Source organism: Embleya sp. NPDC127516 (assembly GCF_044765325.1).
GTDB lineage: Bacteria > Actinomycetota > Actinomycetes > Streptomycetales > Streptomycetaceae > Embleya.
The window spans coordinates 48,062-68,528 of the sequence record NZ_JBIWJT010000045.1 but is presented as its reverse complement, the minus strand read 5'-3'; the positions used below and the strand labels follow the sequence as shown (position 1 = coordinate 68,528).

The window sequence follows — 20,467 nt, the reverse complement described above, 5'->3', positions numbered from 1 at the left end:
GGACAGGAACGAACAGGAGATCGGGAGAACTGTGGAAGCGCCACAGGCGATGAATCTCTTCGACGAGCCGTGGATCCCCGTGCGCTGGCTCCCCGGCCACGACGGCCCCGAGTCCGTCGGTTTCCGGGGGCTTCTGGAGCGTTGCCAGCACATCGAAGCCCTGGATGTCCCGCTTGCCGCCGCCCAGTCGGCGCTCCTGCGGGTGCTGTACGCGCTCACCGCGCGGGTCACCAAGCTCGACCAGGAGCGGCGGCACCACGAGGATCAAGGCAACCAGGACCAAGACGACCGGGATCAGGACGACCGGGATCGGAACGGCGACTGGATGCACCGGCGCGCGCACATCCTGAAGGACTGCGCGCTGCCGCAGAACGGCATCGACAAGTATGTCTCCCGGTGGCACGAGCGATTCTTTCTCTTCGACGACGCCACCGGCCGTCCGTGGCTGCAGGACTCGCGTCTGGCGGACGAGTGCACCGAGTCGACCGGCGTGAACAAGCTGGTGATGACCCGGCCTTCGGGCAACAACCACTCCTGGTTCGGCCACGTTCGCGACAGCGCCCCGCACCCGCCTTCCGCGGCCACGGCAGTGCCGTACCTGCTGATGTGGCACTACTACGGCGCTCCCGGCAAGTGCACCGCCCGCGCACTCCACGGGGAGCGGATCTCCGAGGCCAAGCGCGGACCGCTGTTCAGCTCGCTCTCCTACCACCCGGAAGGGCAATCGTTACTGGTCACCCTGCTCGCCGGGCTCGTGCGACCGGGGACAGAGGTGCGGCGTGAGGAAGATCTGTGCCCCTGGGAGCGGGACGAGCCGACGGACCCGGCGGGCGCTCCGCCGGTGCCGGTCGGCCCCTGCGGCTGGTGGACGGACACCTCGCGGCATGCTCTCCTACTCCAGCCCGATGCTCGCCGAGAGCGCGTCACGGACGCCCGCATCACCTGGGCGTACCGCCTTCCCGGAGCCTTCGACGACCCGTACCTCATCTGGGAACGCAGGCTCGACAAGAACAAGCCGGGGGAGGAGATTCGCACCGCCCGGCGGGCCAAGGCGAACCGAGCCCTGTGGAGGGACCTGGACGGTCTGCTGCTGCACCGGCCGCCGGAGGCCGAGGGCGAGGAGACCACGCTGGAGCCACCGAAGGTATTCGCGACGGCGGTAGAGCTCACCGAGCAACTGCGCGTCCGGGCACTCGGCTTCGACCAGAACAAGGCCAAGAACACCCAGTTCGTCAGCGGCCTCACCTCCGCGACTGTTGGTCACCTGTCCGATCGGCACGCCAACGCTCAGGTCGCGGTCGGTCGACTGCGCAGGCTCGGCGAACGCTACGGGGAGAACCTCACCGAAGCGGTACGCAGGGCCTGGGCGCTGTACACCAGGGGCGATCCCAAGCACGCAGGCAAGCTCGTTCCACAGGCCAAGGCCCTGTACTGGCCCGCCGCCGAACGCGAGTTCTGGATTCGCTTCGACCACCTCGATCGCACCGGCACGGACGATGACGGCGGCTTGGACATCCGTGCCGCGCGCGACGCCTTTCTGGGACTGGCCCGGGAGGCCTATGCGCGCACGACCGAGCCACTCACCCGCACCGTCCGCGGCAACCAAGCCGTGCTCGACGCCCGTGGCCTGCTGTGGATGACGCGCCCCGAGCGCAAGAACAAGTAGTCACCACCACGCCGATCGGAAGGTGCCCCATGACAGAGGTCCGCGATACCGCCGCACGGGCGCGCCGCACCGAACACCTGAGTTTCGTACAGGAGATCCGGCGGTTGTGTGCCGACAACCCCGGGGTACACGCACGCCTGCGCCGCGGCGTGGGCAAGGACATCGACCAGGTGACCGGGATGCATGAGTTCATCGCGCACTGGCTGCCGGACAAGCGGAACCGGGAGCGGGACCGGGCCTATTACGCGATCGCCGCGCTCATCGCCGACCAGCCCCGCCACGTTGTCCGCGACCGGCCGGCGGATGACACGGAGGTGGAGCAGCCGATCGATACCTACGGCCCCAGCTTCGGCCACACCCTCGCCGAGGCCGTCCTCAACGCTCCCGCACAAGAACGCTCACGTCGGCGCGACAGCACCCGCAGGCGCCTGGACCTCCTCGTCCGCCAGAGCCCCACCGGGCTGCACCGCTACCTCCCCCCGGCCACCCGCCTCCTGCGCCAGTACGAGGCCGAACCCGACTGGGCCCAGTTGCTGAACGACTTGACCCGCTGGCCCTGGCACGCGGCCGACATCGGAACCCGCTGGCAGCAGGACTACTTCCGCGCCCTCCACCGTGACGAGTGGAAGACGAAGGACAAAACCGACGTCGCCCAGGCCGTGCCTCAGCCCGGATCTTCGTCCACCGCCTGACCGCCCTCCTCGCACACCACTCCAAAAGGAGTCCTCCGTGCCGACCGCGCACCTGCCCGCCTGCTTCGTGGATGTACACGTCCTGCAGAGCGTCCCCGTCTCCACGCTCAACCGCGACGACCTCAACGCCGTCAAGACGGTGGACTACGGCGGCGTGCGACGCACCCGCGTCAGCAGCCAGTCCTGGAAGAGGGCGCTGCGGCAGGAGTTCCAGAAGGAGATCGGCCAGTTCGCCACCCGAACTCGGCGGATCGGCAGAGCCGTTGCCGAGGTCCTCGAAGAGAAGCACGGCTGGGATCAGCAGGGAGCACGTCTGGCCGGCGCTCACATCGTGGCGGCCTCCGGCATCAAGTTCGGCATCGAGGGGAAGCCGGACCAGGAGGATTACGAGGCTGTCACCAACGGACTCGTGTACCTGTCCTCCGAGTCGATCGAAGAACTCGCCGACCTCGCCGCCGAACACCCCGACAAGATCAAGAAAAAGAAGATCGAAAAGGCGTCCGACAAGTCGCCGCTCCCCGCAGCCGACGTGCAAGAGATCATCCGTCGGGGCAACGCGGTCATCCATACCTTCGGCCGCATGCTCACCGAAGTCGACGACGCGGACGTCGACGGCGCGGTCCAGGTCGCGCATGCCTTCACCACCCACCGCAGCGATGTCCAGGTCGACTACTTCACCGCCGTCGACGACCTGAACGCGGCATGGGGCGAGACCGGGAGCGGCCACCTCAACGAGGCCGAGTTCTCCGCCGGCACCTTCTACCGCTTCGCCACCATCGACGTGCGCGAACTCGTCACCAACATGGGCAAGGTCCACACCTCCTCCGACGGTCCCCGGGACGTCTCCGAGGACGCCCGCAACATCGCCGGGGCCTTCCTCTCCTCCTTCATCCGCTCCCTGCCGCAGGCGAAGAAGAACTCCACCGCCCCGCACACCGCACCGGACCTCGTCCACATCAGCGTCCGCAGCGACCGCCCGCTGTCCTTCGCCGCCGCCTTCGAGACCCCCGTGCGCTCCGCGCAGGGCGGCGGACACGGCACCGCCTCCCGCGACCAGCTCGTCGAGTACGCACAGACCGCCACCACGCTCATGGGCACCGACCGCATCCTCGCCGCCCACTGGGCCGGCACCGGTCGGGAGATCGAAGGACTGGGGCCCCGCCTCGACACGTTCGACTCACTGGTCGAGGCCGGTGTGGCGGCCGCGTTCGCCCCGCTGGAGGGCGGCGCGTGACCGCACCACAGCCGCCACAACCGCTCCGGCCGCTCCAGTCGCCACAGCCGCCACAGGAGCCCGGGCTGCTGCTGCGCCTCGCCGCGCCGCTGCAATCCTGGGGAGAGCGCAGCCACTTCACCGAAGAGCGTGACACCGCAGCCTTCCCCACCAAGTCCGGTGTGCTCGGCCTGCTGTCCTGCGCGCTCGGCCGACATCGAGGGCAGGCCAACGACGACCTGCGACGACTGAAACTCACCGTGCGCATCGACCGCCCCGGTTACGTGCTGCGCGACCTGCACACCGTCGGCGGTGGCCTCGCCCCGAAAGACACCGTGCAGACGGCCAAGGGCGGCACCCGCGGCGCCAATACGTCCACCGTGTACGGCCACCGGCTCTACCTCGCCGACGCCGCCTTCGTCTGCGCGCTCAGCGGCCAGGAGGAGGGGGTTCTCGACCGCTGCGCCGAGGCACTGGCCACGCCGCGCTGGCCCCTGTACCTGGGCCGTCGCGGCTGCCCACCCGAGGGGCCCGTCCTGCTCGACCGCAGCTCCGACGTCCTCGGCAGCCTCCTTCGACTCCCTTTGCCCGCGCAGGCTCCGGCTCCCGTGGTGACGCTGCTCGCCGACCGCCCCCTCGGCTGGCTCCCACGCCATCCCGAAGATCCCGACGACGGCACTCGCCCCGCCTCCGACGTCCAGGACGAACCGGTCGAGACGGCCCTGCAGCGGCGCACCTTCCGCACCCGCCGGCTCTACCGAGGTTCCTGGCGTCCACCCGAGCACCTGTACACCGGCGAACTCGGCAACAACTACCTCAAAGCCCTCGACGCCCATCTCCACGCCGCCGCCGTGCCCTCGCCCCACAGTCCGGAGGCCGCCGTATGACCACCTGGCTCGCCCGCCTCACTCTCGACACTTCCCGGACCGACGTACGCAAGGAACTGCGCGACGCCGTCGCCATGCACCGGCGCGTGATGTCCCTCTTCCCGGACCTGCCCGAAATCGAAGGGGCACGAAGCCACTTCGGTGTACTGCACCGGGTCGAGCAGGCCGATCAGGCCGAGCGACAGGTCGTACTCATGGTCCAGAGCAATACAAGAGTCGCTCCCGAGCGGCTTCCGGAGGGATACGTGGTCGACTCGGCTTCTCGTAACATCGAACCGCTCCTGGACGCCTTCGCCCACGGCCGCCGCCTGTCCTACCGCTGCGATGCCAACCCCGTCCGCCGCCCCGGCCACACCACGCGGGAGGTATACAAGAACCTGCCTCCCATCGTTGCCCTCCACGGCCGCCACGCCGACGACTGGTGGCACCGCCGGGCGGGCCTCGCCGGTCTCAAGATTCACACCCACCTCTCCCACCCGCTGGACGCCGCTGTCGGCCGCTGCGGCAAGGGTGGTGGCGCCCAGAAGGTGCGCCACCACCGGGTCCGCTTCGAGGGCACCGCGGAAATCGTCGATCCTGACGCGCTGCGGGCCGCAGTGATCGGTGGCATCGGAAAGGGGCGGGCATACGGGTGCGGGCTGCTGACGATTGCGCCCCTACGGCCGACAGAGTAGACACCAGCGGCTGCCCTTCCGCGCCGTGCCCCACGACGTGCTTGTCGGTGTGCCGCAGGAGGACGTCCGCCCAATGAGCGTGGTGGTAGTTGGGGACCGGGCTCCCACCCCTCCGGAGCGCCTCACACGCCTCGCAGTCCTGCGGGAACCCGGTCATCACCCGATTGTGATCGCAACGGGCGCACGGCGTCCCCGAGGGGCCTGCCGGTCCCGCCCAGGTGGGGAGCACAGCCCGACCCGGTTCGTCGCCCCGTGCCGCGATCCCCTGCAGCCGGCGCGCTATACGGCCCGCTTTGTTGGCGAACTCGCCGATGGGGTCGCGGAGATGGTCACGCACCTGCGCACCCGCGACCTCGAAGGTCCGGGCCCCGGGCCCGCTGGGGCGCGGCTCTTCCGCAGTGGTGCTGTGGACTTGAGCGTATGTCAGTCGCGGTAGGGCTCGCGGTAGAGGTCGGCATGGACTTCGTCGTGGATTTCGACGCGGGCTCGGCGTACTTCGGGGCCAGCTGTGTAGTGCTGGGTGCGGGCGTGGCCGACTGGGGTGAGCGGTCCACGAGCCACCCTCCCTCTGAAGCGCCGCCTCGGTCGGCTCACCCCAACTCGCGTGGGGACTTCAGCGTCACCAGCTCGCGCATGACGTCGAGGGGCGGCTCACCCCCACTCGCGTGGGGACTTTGCTTGCTGGCCTGGGGGTTCTTGAGGGCTTTGCTGATTCGTGATGTTGATTGGGTCATTGCGGCAAGGTTTCTTCCTGGTTCGGGTTCAGTCGAAGGAGCCTTCAAGAAGGGGAGTTATTACACAGTTTGTGTGATCGCAGCGCTGTTCGGATGTTGCGTTGGGTCGGTTTGATCGTCTGTCGAATGGTGTTCTCGAAGGCAGTCTGAGCGTGATTGGGCGGGCCCGTCGGCGGTCTCGGGAGCATGCATAGGAGTCGTGCCTCTGGGTGGTGCGTCGGTGATGTGGGGTGGCCAGGGTGGGAGAGCCCTCAGGTGTGGCGTTGTAGGAACGTGAGTATGTCGCTGCGGGCGGGGCCAGGGGCCCAGGTTTGTGTCTCTCGTTGGATGGCGTTGATTTCGGTGGGGGTGGCGTTTGATCGCCAGGCGGTGTCGAGGTCGCGGCGTAGGAGGGTGGCGCGTTGGGTGACGTGGTGCTCGTGTTGGTGTCGCTGCGCGGCTTTTCTGCGGATGTGGTCGACGTCGGTGCCGCGGATGTGGCTTTGGTGGGTCGGGTGCCGGTTCGGGTCGCCGACTTCGCGGGTGGTGGTGATGTGTACTCGGCGTAGTACGTCGGGTCGGAGTCGGTGTACGTGTTCGAGGTCGGCGTGTACTCGGGCGGCCACGTCGTCCGGGTGCTCCCACGCGGTGGCGGGTTCGCGGGTTTCGGCGAGGAGTTGGGGGCGGGTGGTCGGATCGTGGGCCGCGCATCGCCACCACACGGTGTCGCCGTGGGGTGGGTGGATCGGGCCGATCGCGAGAGTGGGGATCGGGTCCGTGAGCGGTGGTTGATTCGGTGGTCGCGTTTCGAGGCCCGTGTATTGGCGGACGCGGCCTCGGAGGTGTCGGAGGGTGGTCGCGGCGTATGCGCTGCCGAAGGTGGCCCATCGGGATGTGGTCGCCCACGCGTGGGCGATGTCGTCGGGAGTGGCTCGTGTCCACCATGTGTGGTGCCACACGGCTCGCATGAGGACGCGGTCGGCTCGGTAGGTGTCGCGAAACCGTTGGCAGTCCTGCTCATTGGCGAGGTCGGGTACGACGGCGCGGGCGAGGTGGGCTCGGGCGATCAGCGGGCCGAGTGTGTGTGCGGTGAGCTGTGGGCGGGCGGGGCGAGCGGACGAGGCGGTGTACGGGAGTGGCGGGTTCGTCAGGTGGGCCAAGTCGCGCAGTGCCCGCGCCGTGTGTTCGGCGTGAACACGTACCTCGTGCAGGTGGGCGCGAGTCGCCGAACTCTGCGGGCGGGCGGCGAGGGTTCGGGCGTGATGGGCGAGGGTCAGGCAAGCTTCGCCCCGTTCCTCGATCCGTTCGGCGATCGCGGCGGCGTCCGCGCCGTTGAGGCTCTCACTCACTGCCTCGAACTCGGGCTCGGACTCGAACGACACGCCCTCCTGCGCCACTGACCACACCTGGTCGAGTGCGGCGAAGGTGACGTCGCCCCATCTCGGGATGACCTCCGCGCCGGCTCTCCACGCCGCATAGGCCGCGTCCAGTCCGCCACGACTTTCCCGTACCGCCGCCCGAGCCCGGGCACGGGCCTGAGCGGGGGAGTGGGCAAGGGAGCGGGCAAGGGTCCGGTCGCCGCAGGCCTCGTTCGAAGCCACGTCTCCGGCAGCGCGTTCGTGGCGGGCGAACCGTCGTAGTTCTGTTGCCCGTTCCCCGGCGCGTTCGCGCACCGCGTTCAGTGCCCGCCGCGCCTCCGGATGGGCGAGGGGCAGCGTCGCGCGTGCCGCCGTTTCCAGGTCGGCGTAGCGTCGGGCCAACCGTTCGGCGTCGACGTCTTGGCGTAGTGCCACGCGCAGGGCGTGCCAGCTTCGGTTCAGCGCGCGGGCCGCGGCGTCGGTCTCCGGGAGTCGGCCGTGTGGGTGGTCGGTCCACGCCTCCCACGCGAGGTCGACCCGTTCGTGTCCGCGCGAGGGGCCGACAAAGGAACGCGGGGAACGGTCGACGAGGGAGCCGTGAGTGGGCGGAGTTCGGGCATCGTCGACGGGCGGGTGGATCGCGCCGATGGGATTGTCCTTTCGACGGGGTGGTTCGCGCACGGGTCGTCGCGGGGTAGGTGCGCCGCCGCCGTGGCGCGTGACCGATCGGCGGGGGACGTCCATCGGCTGATTCCATGCGGTCCAACCCACCCGCATGGCCTCGCTTACGCCGACCGACCACGCCACCAGGTGGTCGGCGAGTCCATCGACCGCGATCGACCGCGTTCGAGCGACCCGCTTCTCCCGGCCGCGACGGTTCAGCGGGAAACGCCCGTCGGCCGACTCAACGCCGGACAACCCCACCCCCGTGGCCTGGCATACGCCGACCGACCACGCCACCAGGTGGTCGACGCGTCCATCGACCGCGTTCGACCGACCCGCTTCCCCAGCCTCGACGGTTCAGCGGGCGAGCTCGGGCCCGATCGCCGACCCTGTCGGCCCGTGGCTCGGTGCGCTGCTGACGCTCCTGCTCGTGGTGGAGCGCGGCTGCGGCCCCGAAGTCCCGGCGGCGTCGAGCGCGCGTGCAATGCCGGCGAGCCGGCCGCCTCCGTCGCCGCCGACGCGCGCCCGCAGTTGTCCGTACAGCGCGTCCAGTTCGGCACGAGCCTCACGGGCCCGTACGCCCTGCTGCTCCGCGTCCGCGCGCAGGGCCAGCCCGGCAGCGCGGTCGACGGCCACGGCCGCCTCGTGGTGGAGTTCGCGGGTTTGGGTCAGGTAGGTGTGTTGGGCGCGTACGGCGTCCCATTCGTGTTCTGATCCCGCCGCGTGGCGGGCTCGGAGGAGTGCCTCGCCCAGGCGGTCGATTCGGGTCTGGCCTGCCCGCACGGTTTCCTGGTCGACGCCGTCGAGCGTGTGGGCCGTCCCGGCGGCGACGACCGCCGCGCCGTGGCGGTCCCGGGCGGTGCGCAGCGCCTTCTCCAGTAGGGCGACGCGTTCGATGGCGTCCACGCGTTCGCCCAGTTCGGCGGAGTTGGCGTGCAGGCCGCGGATGGCGGGGCCCTGTCCGGCGTCGGCGTTGGCGAGAATGGCGTCGGCCCGGGCGTGCAGTTTGGTGGCCCGATTCCTCCGGGCGACGTGCAGCTTCCTGGCCCGGTCGATGGCGCGAGCCAGCGCGGTGTTGTCCAGAGTAGCCAAATCGCGTCCCGGACCGGGGGCCACGGTAACGGCCGACCGGCCGGCGGCATCCTGGCCGCGGTGCGCGGCGAGAATGCCTGCGACCTTGTCGCGGGCCAGCGTCTTGAGGACGGATTCGCCCTCGACGGCCTCGTCGAGCGGCAGCGGCCCGCGTACGTCGAACGTCTCCCGATAGGCGGCGACGGCGGCGGCCGTACGCAGCCAGCGCTCACGGTCCGCACCGTCTCGGGGGAGCGCCCCGAGCGCCACGGCCCAAACCTGGTCCGCACCCGTACCGGCGACATTGGCACCGGCAACCAGCGGACCGGTGACCGCGGCCACCGCCAAATGCGCCGCCCGAGCCTCGATTCGCTCGAAAGTCGCCCGCGCGTACGCGATGACCTCGACCGCGTCCTGATCACGCGCCGACTCCGCCCGCGGCGGGATGGGCAACCACGGCATCGCGCCCGACCGCGGCGACTTCTCCTCGCCGAACAGCCGCTGCTCCATCCGCCAGGCGAGCAACTGGGCCGGACTGTTGACCTTGCCGAACTCCTCGACCACCTCGCTCGGCGTCACGGCGCGGTCGTCGGTGAGGGCGCGGATCAGCATCTCGTGGGCATCGCGGTCGCGGGTTCCCGCGAGGGTGACGTAGTGGGCGAGGGCGGGCCAGGCCTCGTCGTCGAGGATCTGCTCGACGAGTACGGCGGGCAGCACCTCGCGGACGACGCCTACCGCCCGCTCCTGGTCCTCGTCGTCGAGCCGGTGGGAGACGAGGCCGTGCGCGTACCGGTAGCGCGGGGTCAGCGTGGCCAGCGAGGAACGGGCGGTGAGCGCGGCGGAGATGTCGTCGTGCGCGGCGTTCTCGGTGGTGCCCCGGGCGATCACGGCGGTCAGGGCCTGGCGGGCGGTGCGGCGTTGCCCGGCGGGGACGTGGCCGTCGAGGTCGAGGCCCTCGTCGACGACGATGTACAGGTGGTTGGCGGCGGATCCGCGCGTCGCCATCACGTACAGGTTCTCGCGGCCGAGATCCGCGCTGACCAGCGCGCGGGCGATGTCGACGGTCATGCCCTGCGCGCGGTGGGTGGTGGTGGCGTAGGCGAGTTCGACGCTGCTGCCCACGTAGGCGGGCGGCAGGGTGATCGTCCCGCCGTGTTCGGTGTGGCGTACGGTCAGCGATCCGTCGCCGTCGCGACCGGTCACCTCCCAGACGTCGCCGTTCTTGACCCAGTCGCGGCCGGCGAACAGCGCCATGGTGCGTTCGTTGCGGCGGGTGACCACCCGGTCCCCGACACCGGCGCGGCTGCCGTTGGCCAGCAGGACGCCGCCGCTCTCGACCTCGCCGGTGAGGACGCGGTCCGCACGGGCGCGGGCGGAGAGTTCACCGGCGAGGGCGTTCGTGGACGCGATCATCAAGGAGACGCGGCCGGCGGCGGTGTCGGCGTGCCAGTCCCGGTACACCCGGTCGGTCATCGACTGCAGCGAGCCGTCGTGGACGCGGTCGTGGCGAAGGTACTCCTCGACGACGGTGACGTCGCCGTCGCGCAGCCGCAGCGAGGCGTCGACCTCCCACGTGCGCGGGGTGCCGTCCGGTTCGCGAAAGCGCCAGACGCTGGTGAGTTCGGCGCCGGTGGCGTGCCGCTGGAGATGGCGCAGGACGCCACCGGATTCGACGGCCGCGAGTTGTTGCGGGTCTCCGACCAGGCGCACGATGCCCCCGGCGGCGACGTGCGTGCGGGTGATGGCGTCCAGCGCGAGGGTGCCGGCCATGCCGGCCTCGTCGATCAGGACGAGGGTGCGCGGGTGGGGCGTGACGCTTCCGTCGCGCAGGCGCGCGGCCCACTGGTGGGTGTTCTCGGTGGTCGCGATCCCCGCGGTGTCGGCGAGTACGCGGGCCGCGCGGGCGGAGGGGGCGAGTCCGACCACGCTCCAGCCGTCGAGTTCGGCGGCGCGGACCAGGACGCGCAAGGTGGTGGTCTTGCCGGTTCCGGCCGGGCCGATCAGCGACGTCAACCAGGTCCCGCTGTGCGCGAGATGACGAACCGCCGCCTGCTGGTCGGGGGCCAGCGTGTGGCCGTGTTCACACTCCGACTCGACCAGGGCCGCGTCGACCGCGGCGCGCGAGAGCGTGGGCGCTCCGTGCGCGCGGGCGTGGGCGAGGAGTCGGCGCTCGGCGTCGAGAATCGCGGTGCTGGTGTAGCGGGTCGAGGCGTGCGCCTGGAAGACGCCGACCCCGTCCGCGCGGCGCAGGGCGGCGGGTTCGGCGACGAGCGAGACCGGGGTGATCCGCACGATGCGGGTGCCGGCGGCGCGGTCGAGAACGTGGCCATCGGCGGTGGCCACACCCACGATCCGGGACACGGCCGCGGCGCGATCGGCGGGGGAGGCGAACGCCGTGTCGCGGGTGACCCGTTGCGCCTCCGCCTCCAGGTTGCGCACCGTCCACGTGGCCCGATGGTGCTGCACGCCCGCCACGGTCGCCGCAGCCCAGGCCGCGTACTGCTCCGCGTCGATCCGGTCGGCGCTCAGCGTGCAGGTGGTCCGCGTCAGACCGGCGAGGAACGTCGCGTACCCCGGGCCGAGGACGCGCTCGGCGATCTCCCGCCAGCGATCGGCCTCGTCGGCCGCCGTGCTGCCCATCTCCTTGCGCGGGCGGTTGTTCAACGTCGCCTGCTGCAACAGTTCGTACTCCTCGTCGCGGCGCGGCTCACGACCGTGAACCTCGCGGAACGACCGGTACATGGCGGCGAACTCGGCCTTGACCTGAGCCCGACGCGACGAGAAGGCCTCGTTGAGCTCGCCCGGTATCTCGACGAGTTCGCGGATCGCGCGACTGCCGTGCTCGACCTGATCGGCGCGTATCCCGCTCTCCCAGCCCAGGCGCTGCGTGACCCCGTCCAGGACGGTCGAGTTGTACTGCTCGCTCAGTGCCACCTTGGCCGCGTACAGCGCACGCCCGTCGAGCGAGCGCCACCGCCCGTCGGGCCCGAGGGTCTTGGTCGAGACGATGACGTGGGTGTGCAGATCGGGGTCTCCGGCGCGGGAGGTGCGGTGGACGAACGCCACCGCGGCGACACCGTCGGCCTTGACCTGCGCTGCGCCGCCGGCACCCACGCGGGTGAACGCGACGTCGCTCTCCAGACGTTCGAGGACCGCCCGCACCGCTTCGTTGTGGGCCTCCTCGAGGGCGAGCCGCGTGGCGTCGTCGCCGGTGACCACGGCCAGGGCCCACGCGGTGGAGATGCTCTTGGGCGGTGAGAACACCAGGTCGAACCCGGTCACCGCCTGGCGTTCACCGCGGACGTCCTCCTCGCGGAGGATCTCGGCCTCGGCCTGGGCGAGTTCGGCCTCGGTGGCCTGGGGGTAGGCGGCCTTGTGTTTCTGGAAGCGGGTTTGGGCGCGTTCGGCGACACTGCGATGGACGGGAAAGGCACGACCGAGCTGAAGCCCGTCGGTTGCGGCGACCAGGTCGGCGGGAGCCGTACGGGTGAGAACGTCGGCCAAGACTCGCTCGTCGGCGTCACCCTTCACCAGACGGTGCGCGAGCCGCGCGACGCGCCGGGCGTCGGCGCTCTTCTCCTCGTCACGGATACGGTTGCGCAGCGCCGTACGCGCCGCGCCCGTGACGTCGACGCCCTCGACGGCCATCCGTTCGTTAACACGGCCGGCGACGTCCGCACCGGGCAACACGCGCTCCACCACCGAAGGATGCCGCCCCAACGCCCGCGCGAGAGCCTCGACATCCACACTCGGGCCGAGCGTGCCGGCGAGGGAGCGAGCGAACTCCCAAAGCAGCATCGGGTGTCGCCCGAGCCCGAACAGATTCCGTATCTGCTCCCGGTTCGCCTCCGTGCCGGCAACCCCCAGCACCTCGGCGAGCGCACCGGTCCACGTCCCTGGCGGATTGTCGGTGGCGGCGTAATAGGCGACAAGGTCCTGCCCGAGCCCACGCCCCTCGTCGGCGACACTCACCGAATCGACGAGGTACTCCCACCCACCCGGCCCGAGCTTGTGCAACGTCATCACGGCGCGACCACCCCCCGCGCGCCGCGACTTCGCGCCTGGTCCATCCCCCGAGCCGTCATGCCCGGATGCTAGGCAGCGCCGACGCCCGCCCACCAACGGCCGCTAGGCGAGCAGAACCAGGGCAAGGCGCCGAACGGTATCGGGCAAGGGAGCACGCGCAGGGGCGGTACCACGGGCAAGGCGGGGAGCGTCGGAGCTTCCCGGGTCCACCCCACCTGCGTGGGGACTTCCTCCACGACCGTGATCGGCGGACCGGGATCGCGGCTCACCCCTGCGCGTGGGGACTTCGCCACGAGCTGCGGGCCTCGCCGCTGCGAGCGGACGCACCGCGGCCCCCTTGGGGGTTGTCCATCTCGGCCGCTTCTTCGCTGTACTCAGGCGGTGGGTTGAGTAGCAGCGCGGATGCCGGGGGAGTGGCGGCCGGAGGAGGGTTGCCGCATGGGTTCTCGGGTGGTGGCCATCGGGCTGAAGGTGTTGCTGGGCGGGCTGTTGACGCTTGCTGTCGTGTTCGACGAGTGGGCGCGGTTCGCCGACAAGGCGATGGGGATGCGGGCCGTGCTCTATCCGGTCGCGGTGATGGCGCTGCCGATCTGGTGGCTTGCGCGGCGCCGGAAGGCGTTTCCGTGGGATGTGGACGCGCTGATCACCCTGCCGTTCGTGGTGGACGTCGCCGGGAACGCGGCCGATCTGTACGACCGGGTCGCCTGGTTCGACGACGCGTGCCACTTCGGCAACTGGGCCGTGCTCGGGACGGCGTGCGCGGTGTCGCTGCGGCGGTGGAGCAGGTTGCCGGGGTGGGCGGTCACCTGGTGCTGCGCGGGCGCCGGGGCGATTGCGGCGATCCTGTGGGAGTTCTTCGAGTACGGGGCGTTCGTTCTCGACACGCCCGAGTCGGTGTCGATCTACCGGGACACCATGGGGGATCTGCTGCTCGGTCTGCTCGGGGCGACCGTCGCCGCGGCCATCGCCGGCCGGCGGATGCGGCCGCGGGTCGGGGAGGCGGTGACGGACTCGTCGACCCGGAGCGCTGGCAGCACCACGAGCACGTCCTGTACGGCGTCCTCGTCCGCGGGGTCAGGCGAGCACGTCGTCCGGGGCGAGGTCGGGGCACAGTCGATGCCAGGACGGGTGTCCGCTGGAGTCCGGCGCGGGTGATGGTGGCACAGGCGACCTCGCCGACCAGGCGCGGCAGCCAGTGGGCGCCGGGGACGGCGGGTCGTGGGTAGAGCGGGCAGTCCTTGGTGGCGACGACGCGCAGCAGTTCGGCCAGGGTCGCGCGCCGCCGCCACTCCTGGGCGGTCGACGGCACGCGGTCGACGGCGGTCGGTGCCTCGATCAGCTCGCGGCGGACGACGTCCCGGGTCAGGGTCCGCACGTCGGTCCGGTCGATCACCTCCTGGACCACGCGTGGCTCGGGCACCGCGGCGCCCAGCTCGGCTACGTGCCGGCGGAGTTCGTAGGCCCGCTGCCTGCGGGTCCGGCCGCAGTAGCGGGGACGGGTCCCGCTGGCCCGATACCGGACGGGCAACCTGCACATCGCGCATTCGTCACAGCATCAGAACCGTTGGACGCGATGCGATGGAGCGCTGGACCGGAGGGCCGGTGATATGGCCTGACGGTTCGTCAGGATGTGAGGGCCTGCATCTCGCCGGCTCGGATGTCGCCCACGGTGGTGGTGCGGGTCGCCTCCAGCAGGCCGGTCTGGCCTCCGCCGGCCCAGGTGACGGTCCAGTGGGTGGCGGCCGAGACCGTGTACACCCCGGGTCGGGTGTAGGTGTGTCCGCAGTCCGGGCTGGGCTGTGCGCCTCGGGCGGGGGTGTAGGGGGTTCCGGGCCTGGTGCAGGTGACGGTGGCGCCGTCGCCCATCGTCCAGGTGATCCGGTCCACCACGGCCGTCGCGGTCACGGACAGACCGGGAACGGCGGCGGTCGCAGTGGCGGGTCCCCAGGTGGCGGGGGTGGCGTCGATCCACAACCAGGTCGGCAACCCGACGAGACCGGTCTTACCGGGCCCGGGAGTCAGGTGCAGCACCGGTGCGTCGAGAGGGATCTCGGCCGCCGCGCGGGCCCCCAGTTCCCCAGGGGTGGGCGGAGCCGCAGGCTCTCCGGGTGGGGTGGGGTCCACGTGCCGACCCGGACACTGCTGCCCCTGCACGACGGTCGCGGCCCCGGGGCACTGGGTGTCGGTCGGGTCCAACGGATCCACCGGGGCCGGGGCCGAGGCCGAGTTGGTCCCAGCCGGGACAGTGCCGCCAGTTCCGCCAGTGCCGGGTTTGGCTCCCGGTTTGTCGCCGGACCGAGCGGTGACCACGACCTCGCCGAGGCTGTTCAGGCTCGTATCGACGTGATCGTCGTTGTCATTGTCGTTGTCCTTGTCCTTGTCCCCGTTCCCGGCTGCGGCGGGCACAGCGAATGCCATCACCAGCACGGGTACGACCGCCACCCCGGTGATCACGCGGCTCAACATGTCCGATCCCGCTGGGCGTTCACGTCAGCCACCCGCCACCCTGCCGCGTCACGCGTGACGGTGACCGCCGTGATGAACCGAGGCGACTGGTCGCGATCTCCGCCGGTGTGCCATCCCGGTTGACCGCCCGCCGCCGGCTGACGTCCACACAGTCCTCCAGCATCACCTGGAGCACCGACGCGGTCAGGGACACGACCGTAATCTGCGTCGACCGGGTTGTGGGTCCCTGGATGGTGATCCCATCCTTGGCGGTGCTCGACGCCAACTGTCGAATCAGCGCGGCGGCCCGTCCGGTCGCGATCCGATCCAACGACGCATCATCCAACCGAGTCCCGCTCGCGATCGTGTTCTGGTAATCCGTGAACCGCCCCTACACCTCCAGGGTGTTGGCTCGCGCGACTTCCTCGGGGTTCGGCGTCGCCGGGGCCTGGTTGGACGGCGGTGGCGGGGTCGATGGCGGCGAGCCTTGTCGTCGTCTCCGCCGCTGCATCCCACTGCGAACAGCAGCGCGGATAGCGCGGCTATGGCCGTACTGCGTCCCAGGAGTCCCCCTCGGTCGGTGATCACACACCGTACCGAGAAGGTTCCACACCGCCTACGGTCGTGACCGGTCGAGCCGGCCTTGGTCGTGCCCGTCACGGCACCCTCCCCATGGACACTCGGAGAGTGCACTAGGTGTGAGGCCTGGTGCACTTGATCGGGTTGTGTGGAGGTGTGGGGGTCGAGGGTGTCTTGCGCTGGTGTGCGGGTTAGGAGTTGGTGGGTTGTTGGCAGAACTGTCGGGCGCCGCGGAGTGTGGTGGTCAGTTTTTGTTGCGTGGTTCGGCTGTCGAGGCGTACATCGAGGGCGCCGGGGAGTGTGCTGTGGGCACGTAGGCCTCGGGGCAGTCGGGTGGGGTCGAGGCCGTCGCGTTGGGCGATGAGGGTTCCGAGTTCGTGGCGGCTGAGCGCGTCGGGGCCGGCGAGGTGGTGGATGCCGTGTGTGTCGAGTGTGGCGAGTTCGAGGAGGGCTGTGGCGAGGTCGGTGACGTGTACTGGGCAGCGGATGTCGTCGGTGAACAGGGCGCCGTCGCGTGTGCCGGCGGCGAGTTCGTGGACGGTCTGTTCGTGGGTGGAGCGTCCGTGGCCGATGATCAGGGATGTGCGGGCGATGATGGCGTTGGGGTGTACGGCGAGGACACCGGTTTCCGCGGCTGCTTTCGCTGCTCCGTAGGGGGTGATGGGGTCGGGGGTGCTGGTTTCGTCGTAGTGGATCCGGGCGCCGGAGAAGATCGCGTCGCTGGAGACGTGGAGCAGGCGGCTTCCGCGTTTGGCTGTGGCGATGGCGAGGTGGACGGGGCCCTCTGCGGTGACGGCCCAGGCGGCCTTGGCGCTGGTTGCGTTCACGACAAGGCGTGGGTTCACCTGCGTCATGATGGCGTCGAGGCGTGCCGTGTCTGTCAGGTCCAGGAAGTACCACGCGGTTTGGCAGGTTTCATCGGGTTTGTTCGCATGGTATGTCGCGGCGGTGGTGTGTCCGGCAGTTCGTGCCTGCCGGATCAGCTCGGTGCCCAGGAATCCGCTGCCGCCGATGATCAGAAGTGTCATGTGCGCACGATAGAGGGGCTTCGGTGGGCGCCGGCGGAGTCGGGTCTGTTTTCCGGGTCGTTGTGTGGGGTTGGCGCGTGGTCCGGGTTCGCCGTGCCGGATTCGCCGGGGGACGGTCACCCGGGTTCGGGTGACCGTCCCGCCTGTCGGTGTGCCTGTTCGGGCGGTGGCCGCCGGGGCCGATGGTCTGGGTGAGGGCGGCCGGGCGGTTCACTTGCGGGTCTGGTCGTTCCTTTCGGGCTGTCGGGTCCGGGGTTTCCAGTCGTAGCGGATGTCCGGTTCTTGTTCCTCGTTGAGCTGCCCGTCGGTTCGTCCGGTCTCGGTGAATCCGTGGCGTTCGTAGAACCGGCGCGCCGGTTCGTTGATCTGGAAGGTACGCAGTGTCAGGCCGTGTGGCCGTTGCTGTTTGGCCAGGGTCATGAACCGGTCGCCGAGGCCTCGTCCGCGCCATGCCGGGTCGAGGTAGAGCTGTTTCAGTTCTGTGTCTTTGAGCACCATGAGTCCCACTACGGTGTTGTGGGAGAGCGCCACCCAGGTCTCCTGGTGCGGTATGAGCACGTGTGAGAACCAGGCCTGTACGTCGGCTTCGTCGTGCACGCGGCGTACGGACGGCAGTGCGGTGGTGAAGGAGCGCAGCCACACGTCGGCTGCGGGGAGCGCGTCGGCGCTGTCCGCGCGGCGGAGGACGATGTCGTCGTCGTTCACGGTGTGAGACCTCCGTGTGCGATGGGGTTGTCTTGCGGCCCTGTTGGGGGGTTCGGTTCGGTTTTCGCGGGACGTCCGATCTGGTGGATGGTCCAGCCCGCCGTGCGCCAGGGTTCGGGGTCGAGGGTGGTGCGGCAGTCGACGAGCAGGGGGTTCGCGGGGCGGTCCGCGAGGGTTCGGGGGTCGGCCTGGAGGTATTGGGGCCAGTCGGTGGCCAAGACAACGAGGTCGGCGTTGTCGAGGGAGGCGGGCAGGTCGTCGGTGTAGTCGAGTTCGGGGTTGTGGGTCATGGCCGTGGGGACGGCTTGGGGGTCGTGGACGGTGACGGTGGCGCCGTTGCGTCGGAGGGCGAGGGCGAGGGCGAGGGCTGGGGATTCGCGGGTGTCGTTGGTGCCGGGTTTGAACGCGGCGCCCCACACGGTGATGTGGGAGCCGCGGATGGGGTGTTCGCCCAGGGCGTGGGTGATGAGGTCCAGGGCGACGTGGGTGCGGGTTTCGTTGATCTTCTCGGCGGCGCGCAGGAGCGCGGCGGCGTGTGGGGTGCCGAGTTCCCGGGCGGAGGCGGTGAAAGCGCGGACGTCCTTGGGGAGGCAGCCGCCGCCGTAGCCGATCCCGGGCCTCATGCCGGCGCTGCCGATGCGGGGGTCGATGCCGAGGATGTCCACGATTTGGGAGACGTCGGCGCCGGCGGCCTGGCACATGTCGGCGACGGCGTTGATGTAGCAGATCTTCAGGGCGAGGTACGTGTTCGCGGCGCCCTTGGCGAGTTCGGCGGTCTGGGGGTCGGTGACGAACAGGGGGGTGCCGGCGGCGAGGATGGGAGCGTAGAGGGTGCGGATCGTATTCTCGGCCCGGGTGGTGGTGAGGCCGACGATGAGGCGGTCGGGGTGCAGGGTGTCGTCGACGGCGTGTCCCTCGCGGAGGAACTCGGGGTTCCATATGACGTCGACGTGTTCGCCTGCGGGGGCCAGGTGATGGGTGAGGGTGGTGAGGCGGCGGGTGGTGCCGACGGTGACGGTGGACTTCCCGACGACGGTGCAGGGTCGTTGGAGGAGGGGGGCGAGTCGGCGGATGGCGTCGAGGACCTGGCCGGTGTCGTAGGTACGGCCGTCGGTGTGGAGAGGGGTGCCGACGGCGATGAAGTGGAGGTCGGCGAAGGCCGCGGCCTCGCGGATGTCGGTGGTGAATCGCAGGCGTCCGCCGGTGGTGTGGCGGGCGATCAGTTCGGGAAGTCCGGTTTCGTGGATGGGGCATTCGCCGGCGTTGAGGCGGTCGATCCTGGCCTGGTCGACGTCGACGCCGATGACTTGGTGGCCGATTTCGGCCATGGCGGCGGCGTGGGGGATGCCGAGGTGGCCGCAGCCGATTACGGAGACGCGCATGTCGGGTCCTTGTCTGGTCGGGGAGTTTGGTGCTCGGGTTCGTGAGGTGGTCCGGGGGCGCACCGGGCAGGGTGCGCCCCCGGACGTGGTGGGCGGGGCGGGGCGCCCCGCTCGGCTCAGATGTTCAGGTCGAGGAGTTCGACGAGGTTGAGCAGGGCGGGGATGGCTGCGGAGCGGACGACGATGTCGCCGTCGCGGGCGCCCTCGATGGGATAGGGCTTGTAGACGCCGTTCTCCGTGACGCCCTCGGTGTCGAGATAGACGATCTGGAGGCCGCGGGCGCGGGCGCGTTCCTGGACGCGGCGCCGGTCGGCGTGCAGACCGATCACGAGCAGGGCGCGGGCGTTTTCGGGGAACTCCATGTGCGGGGTGTGCTGGTCGTAGCGGCGCATGAACGCCTCGGGCAGTCCGGCGCGGGCGAAGATGCGGTCGAAGTTGTGGGTGGCGATCGGGCCGACCAGGTGTCCGGCGTCGTGGAGGGCCTTGAGGGCACGGTGGGCGTCGGTCGGTTCGGCTTCGACCACGGAGCGGAACATCGAGACCATGTCGTTGATCTTGCGGGCCGTGTCGGTGAGGACCTCCTTGATCAGGATGTCGGTGGTGGGGTCGAGGGTGAAGGCGAAGCCCTGAGTGAGGTCGTTGCCGGTGCGGGTGGTGACCCGGTAGACCTCGTGGAGCCAGTGCAGGGGCGGGATGCCGGCCTCGATGCTGGTTCCGCATCCGGCCTCGACGACGAACGGCAGGTACTCCAGCAGGCCGGACAGGTCGTCGGCGTAGGTGGGGTTGCCGCGCTGGTCCTTGACGCGCATTCCGCCGGCGAGCACATCCCACGGGAGGTTTCGCGAGGCTCGGGTGAGGGTGTAGTCCGCGGAGGTGATGGTGACGTCGATCGAGGTGAAGCCCTCGGGGGTGTCCCGGTCGGCGCGTTCGTCCTGCGGGTGGACGGTGTATTCGGTGACGGTGGCCTGGAGGTCGCCGCGGCGCCAGGTGTCGTTGCCAGCGGACTTCCAGCGGCCGTCGCCGAGCCACTCGTTCAGGTCGCGGCGGTGTGCGGCGATCTCGGCGGCGGGCGCGAGCCAGGACGCGTACAGGTAGAGCTCCTCGAGGACGAGGCGCTCCGTCGGCTGGGTCAGGTCGATGCCGTAGTGGAGGCGGTAGTGGACGACGCGGCGGCGCCCGGACTCGTCCTCGGTCCAGCCGGACTGTTCGGCGTTGGCCGGCTCCTGGGTGCGGCGCCAGATGCCTTCCTCGATGGCCGGGCGACGCTGTCCGCCGGCCTCGGGGGAGAAGTGCGCTTCCCAGGTGGCGACCTGCCGGGGGGTCAGGGAGTGTATGACGGGGTGGGGCAGGAACATGTCGGTTCTC

Annotated in this window: 14 protein-coding genes; 6 read left to right on the top strand and 8 right to left on the bottom strand. The window is 70.3% G+C overall.

The annotated features are described in order from the left end of the window. Positions 1-31 precede the first annotated feature (31 nt). The 5 genes from casA to cas6e are packed head-to-tail and all read left to right on the top strand — an operon-like array spanning position 32 to position 5,132. Positions 32-1,666 (top strand): type I-E CRISPR-associated protein Cse1/CasA, encoded by a 1,635-nt coding sequence (gene casA, locus ACIRL2_RS46755; RefSeq protein WP_402241134.1) that lies wholly within the window; start codon positions 32-34, stop codon positions 1,664-1,666. Positions 1,667-1,695: 29 nt separating this feature from the next. After that, on the top strand, positions 1,696-2,358 hold the full coding sequence (casB, locus tag ACIRL2_RS46750) for a type I-E CRISPR-associated protein Cse2/CasB (protein WP_395871091.1): 663 nt from the start codon (positions 1,696-1,698) through the stop codon (positions 2,356-2,358). Positions 2,359-2,395: 37 nt separating this feature from the next. Beyond that, positions 2,396-3,592, top strand: a complete 1,197-nt coding sequence (cas7e, locus tag ACIRL2_RS46745) for a type I-E CRISPR-associated protein Cas7/Cse4/CasC (RefSeq protein ID WP_395871089.1) — start codon at positions 2,396-2,398, stop codon at positions 3,590-3,592. Further along, the gene (cas5e, locus tag ACIRL2_RS46740) at positions 3,589-4,458 is read left to right on the top strand and encodes a type I-E CRISPR-associated protein Cas5/CasD (protein WP_402241131.1); all 870 of its coding nucleotides are present in this window, start codon (positions 3,589-3,591) and stop codon (positions 4,456-4,458) included. Before cas7e ends, cas5e begins: the two co-directional genes overlap by 4 nt. After that, entirely contained in the window at positions 4,455-5,132 is a 678-nt protein-coding gene (gene cas6e / locus ACIRL2_RS46735; protein WP_402241129.1) for a type I-E CRISPR-associated protein Cas6/Cse3/CasE, read from the top strand. Before cas5e ends, cas6e begins: the two co-directional genes overlap by 4 nt. Before the next feature lie 985 nt (positions 5,133-6,117). Here cas6e and ACIRL2_RS46730 read toward each other — a convergent pair. Together ACIRL2_RS46730 and mobF are read right to left on the bottom strand one after the other, a co-directional pair. Further along, positions 6,118-7,638 (bottom strand): hypothetical protein, encoded by a 1,521-nt coding sequence (locus tag ACIRL2_RS46730; protein ID WP_402241127.1) that lies wholly within the window; start codon positions 7,636-7,638, stop codon positions 6,118-6,120. A 585-nt stretch (positions 7,639-8,223) separates the two neighbouring features. Beyond that, on the bottom strand, positions 8,224-12,960 hold the full coding sequence (gene mobF, locus ACIRL2_RS46725; RefSeq protein ID WP_402241124.1) for a MobF family relaxase: 4,737 nt from the start codon (positions 12,958-12,960) through the stop codon (positions 8,224-8,226). A gap of 441 nt (positions 12,961-13,401) precedes the next feature. Between mobF and ACIRL2_RS46720 the strand changes: the two genes are divergently transcribed. Next, positions 13,402-14,118: a hypothetical protein gene (locus ACIRL2_RS46720; protein ID WP_395871078.1), complete on the top strand. Its 717-nt coding sequence runs from the start codon at positions 13,402-13,404 to the stop codon at positions 14,116-14,118. Positions 14,119-14,586: 468 nt separating this feature from the next. Here ACIRL2_RS46720 and ACIRL2_RS46715 read toward each other — a convergent pair whose 3' ends face one another. The 6 genes from ACIRL2_RS46715 to ACIRL2_RS46690 form a co-directional block, all read right to left on the bottom strand. Further along, positions 14,587-15,429, bottom strand: coding sequence for a hypothetical protein (locus ACIRL2_RS46715; protein WP_402241121.1), 843 nt, complete (start codon positions 15,427-15,429; stop codon positions 14,587-14,589). Positions 15,430-15,448: 19 nt separating this feature from the next. Then, complete coding sequence (locus ACIRL2_RS46710; protein ID WP_402241118.1) at positions 15,449-15,739, bottom strand: hypothetical protein; 291 nt, start codon at positions 15,737-15,739, stop codon at positions 15,449-15,451. A 439-nt stretch (positions 15,740-16,178) separates the two neighbouring features. Beyond that, positions 16,179-17,015, bottom strand: a complete 837-nt coding sequence (locus ACIRL2_RS46705) for an SDR family oxidoreductase (RefSeq protein ID WP_402241116.1) — start codon at positions 17,013-17,015, stop codon at positions 16,179-16,181. Between the two features lie 210 nt (positions 17,016-17,225). Then, entirely contained in the window at positions 17,226-17,720 is a 495-nt protein-coding gene (locus ACIRL2_RS46700) for a GNAT family N-acetyltransferase (protein ID WP_395871070.1), read from the bottom strand. Beyond that, entirely contained in the window at positions 17,717-19,102 is a 1,386-nt protein-coding gene (locus tag ACIRL2_RS46695) for a UDP-glucose dehydrogenase family protein (protein ID WP_402241114.1), read from the bottom strand. Before ACIRL2_RS46695 ends, ACIRL2_RS46700 begins: the two co-directional genes overlap by 4 nt. A gap of 116 nt (positions 19,103-19,218) precedes the next feature. After that, the gene (locus ACIRL2_RS46690) at positions 19,219-20,457 is read right to left on the bottom strand and encodes a hypothetical protein (protein WP_395871066.1); all 1,239 of its coding nucleotides are present in this window, start codon (positions 20,455-20,457) and stop codon (positions 19,219-19,221) included. Between the last annotated feature and the right edge of the window lie 10 nt (positions 20,458-20,467).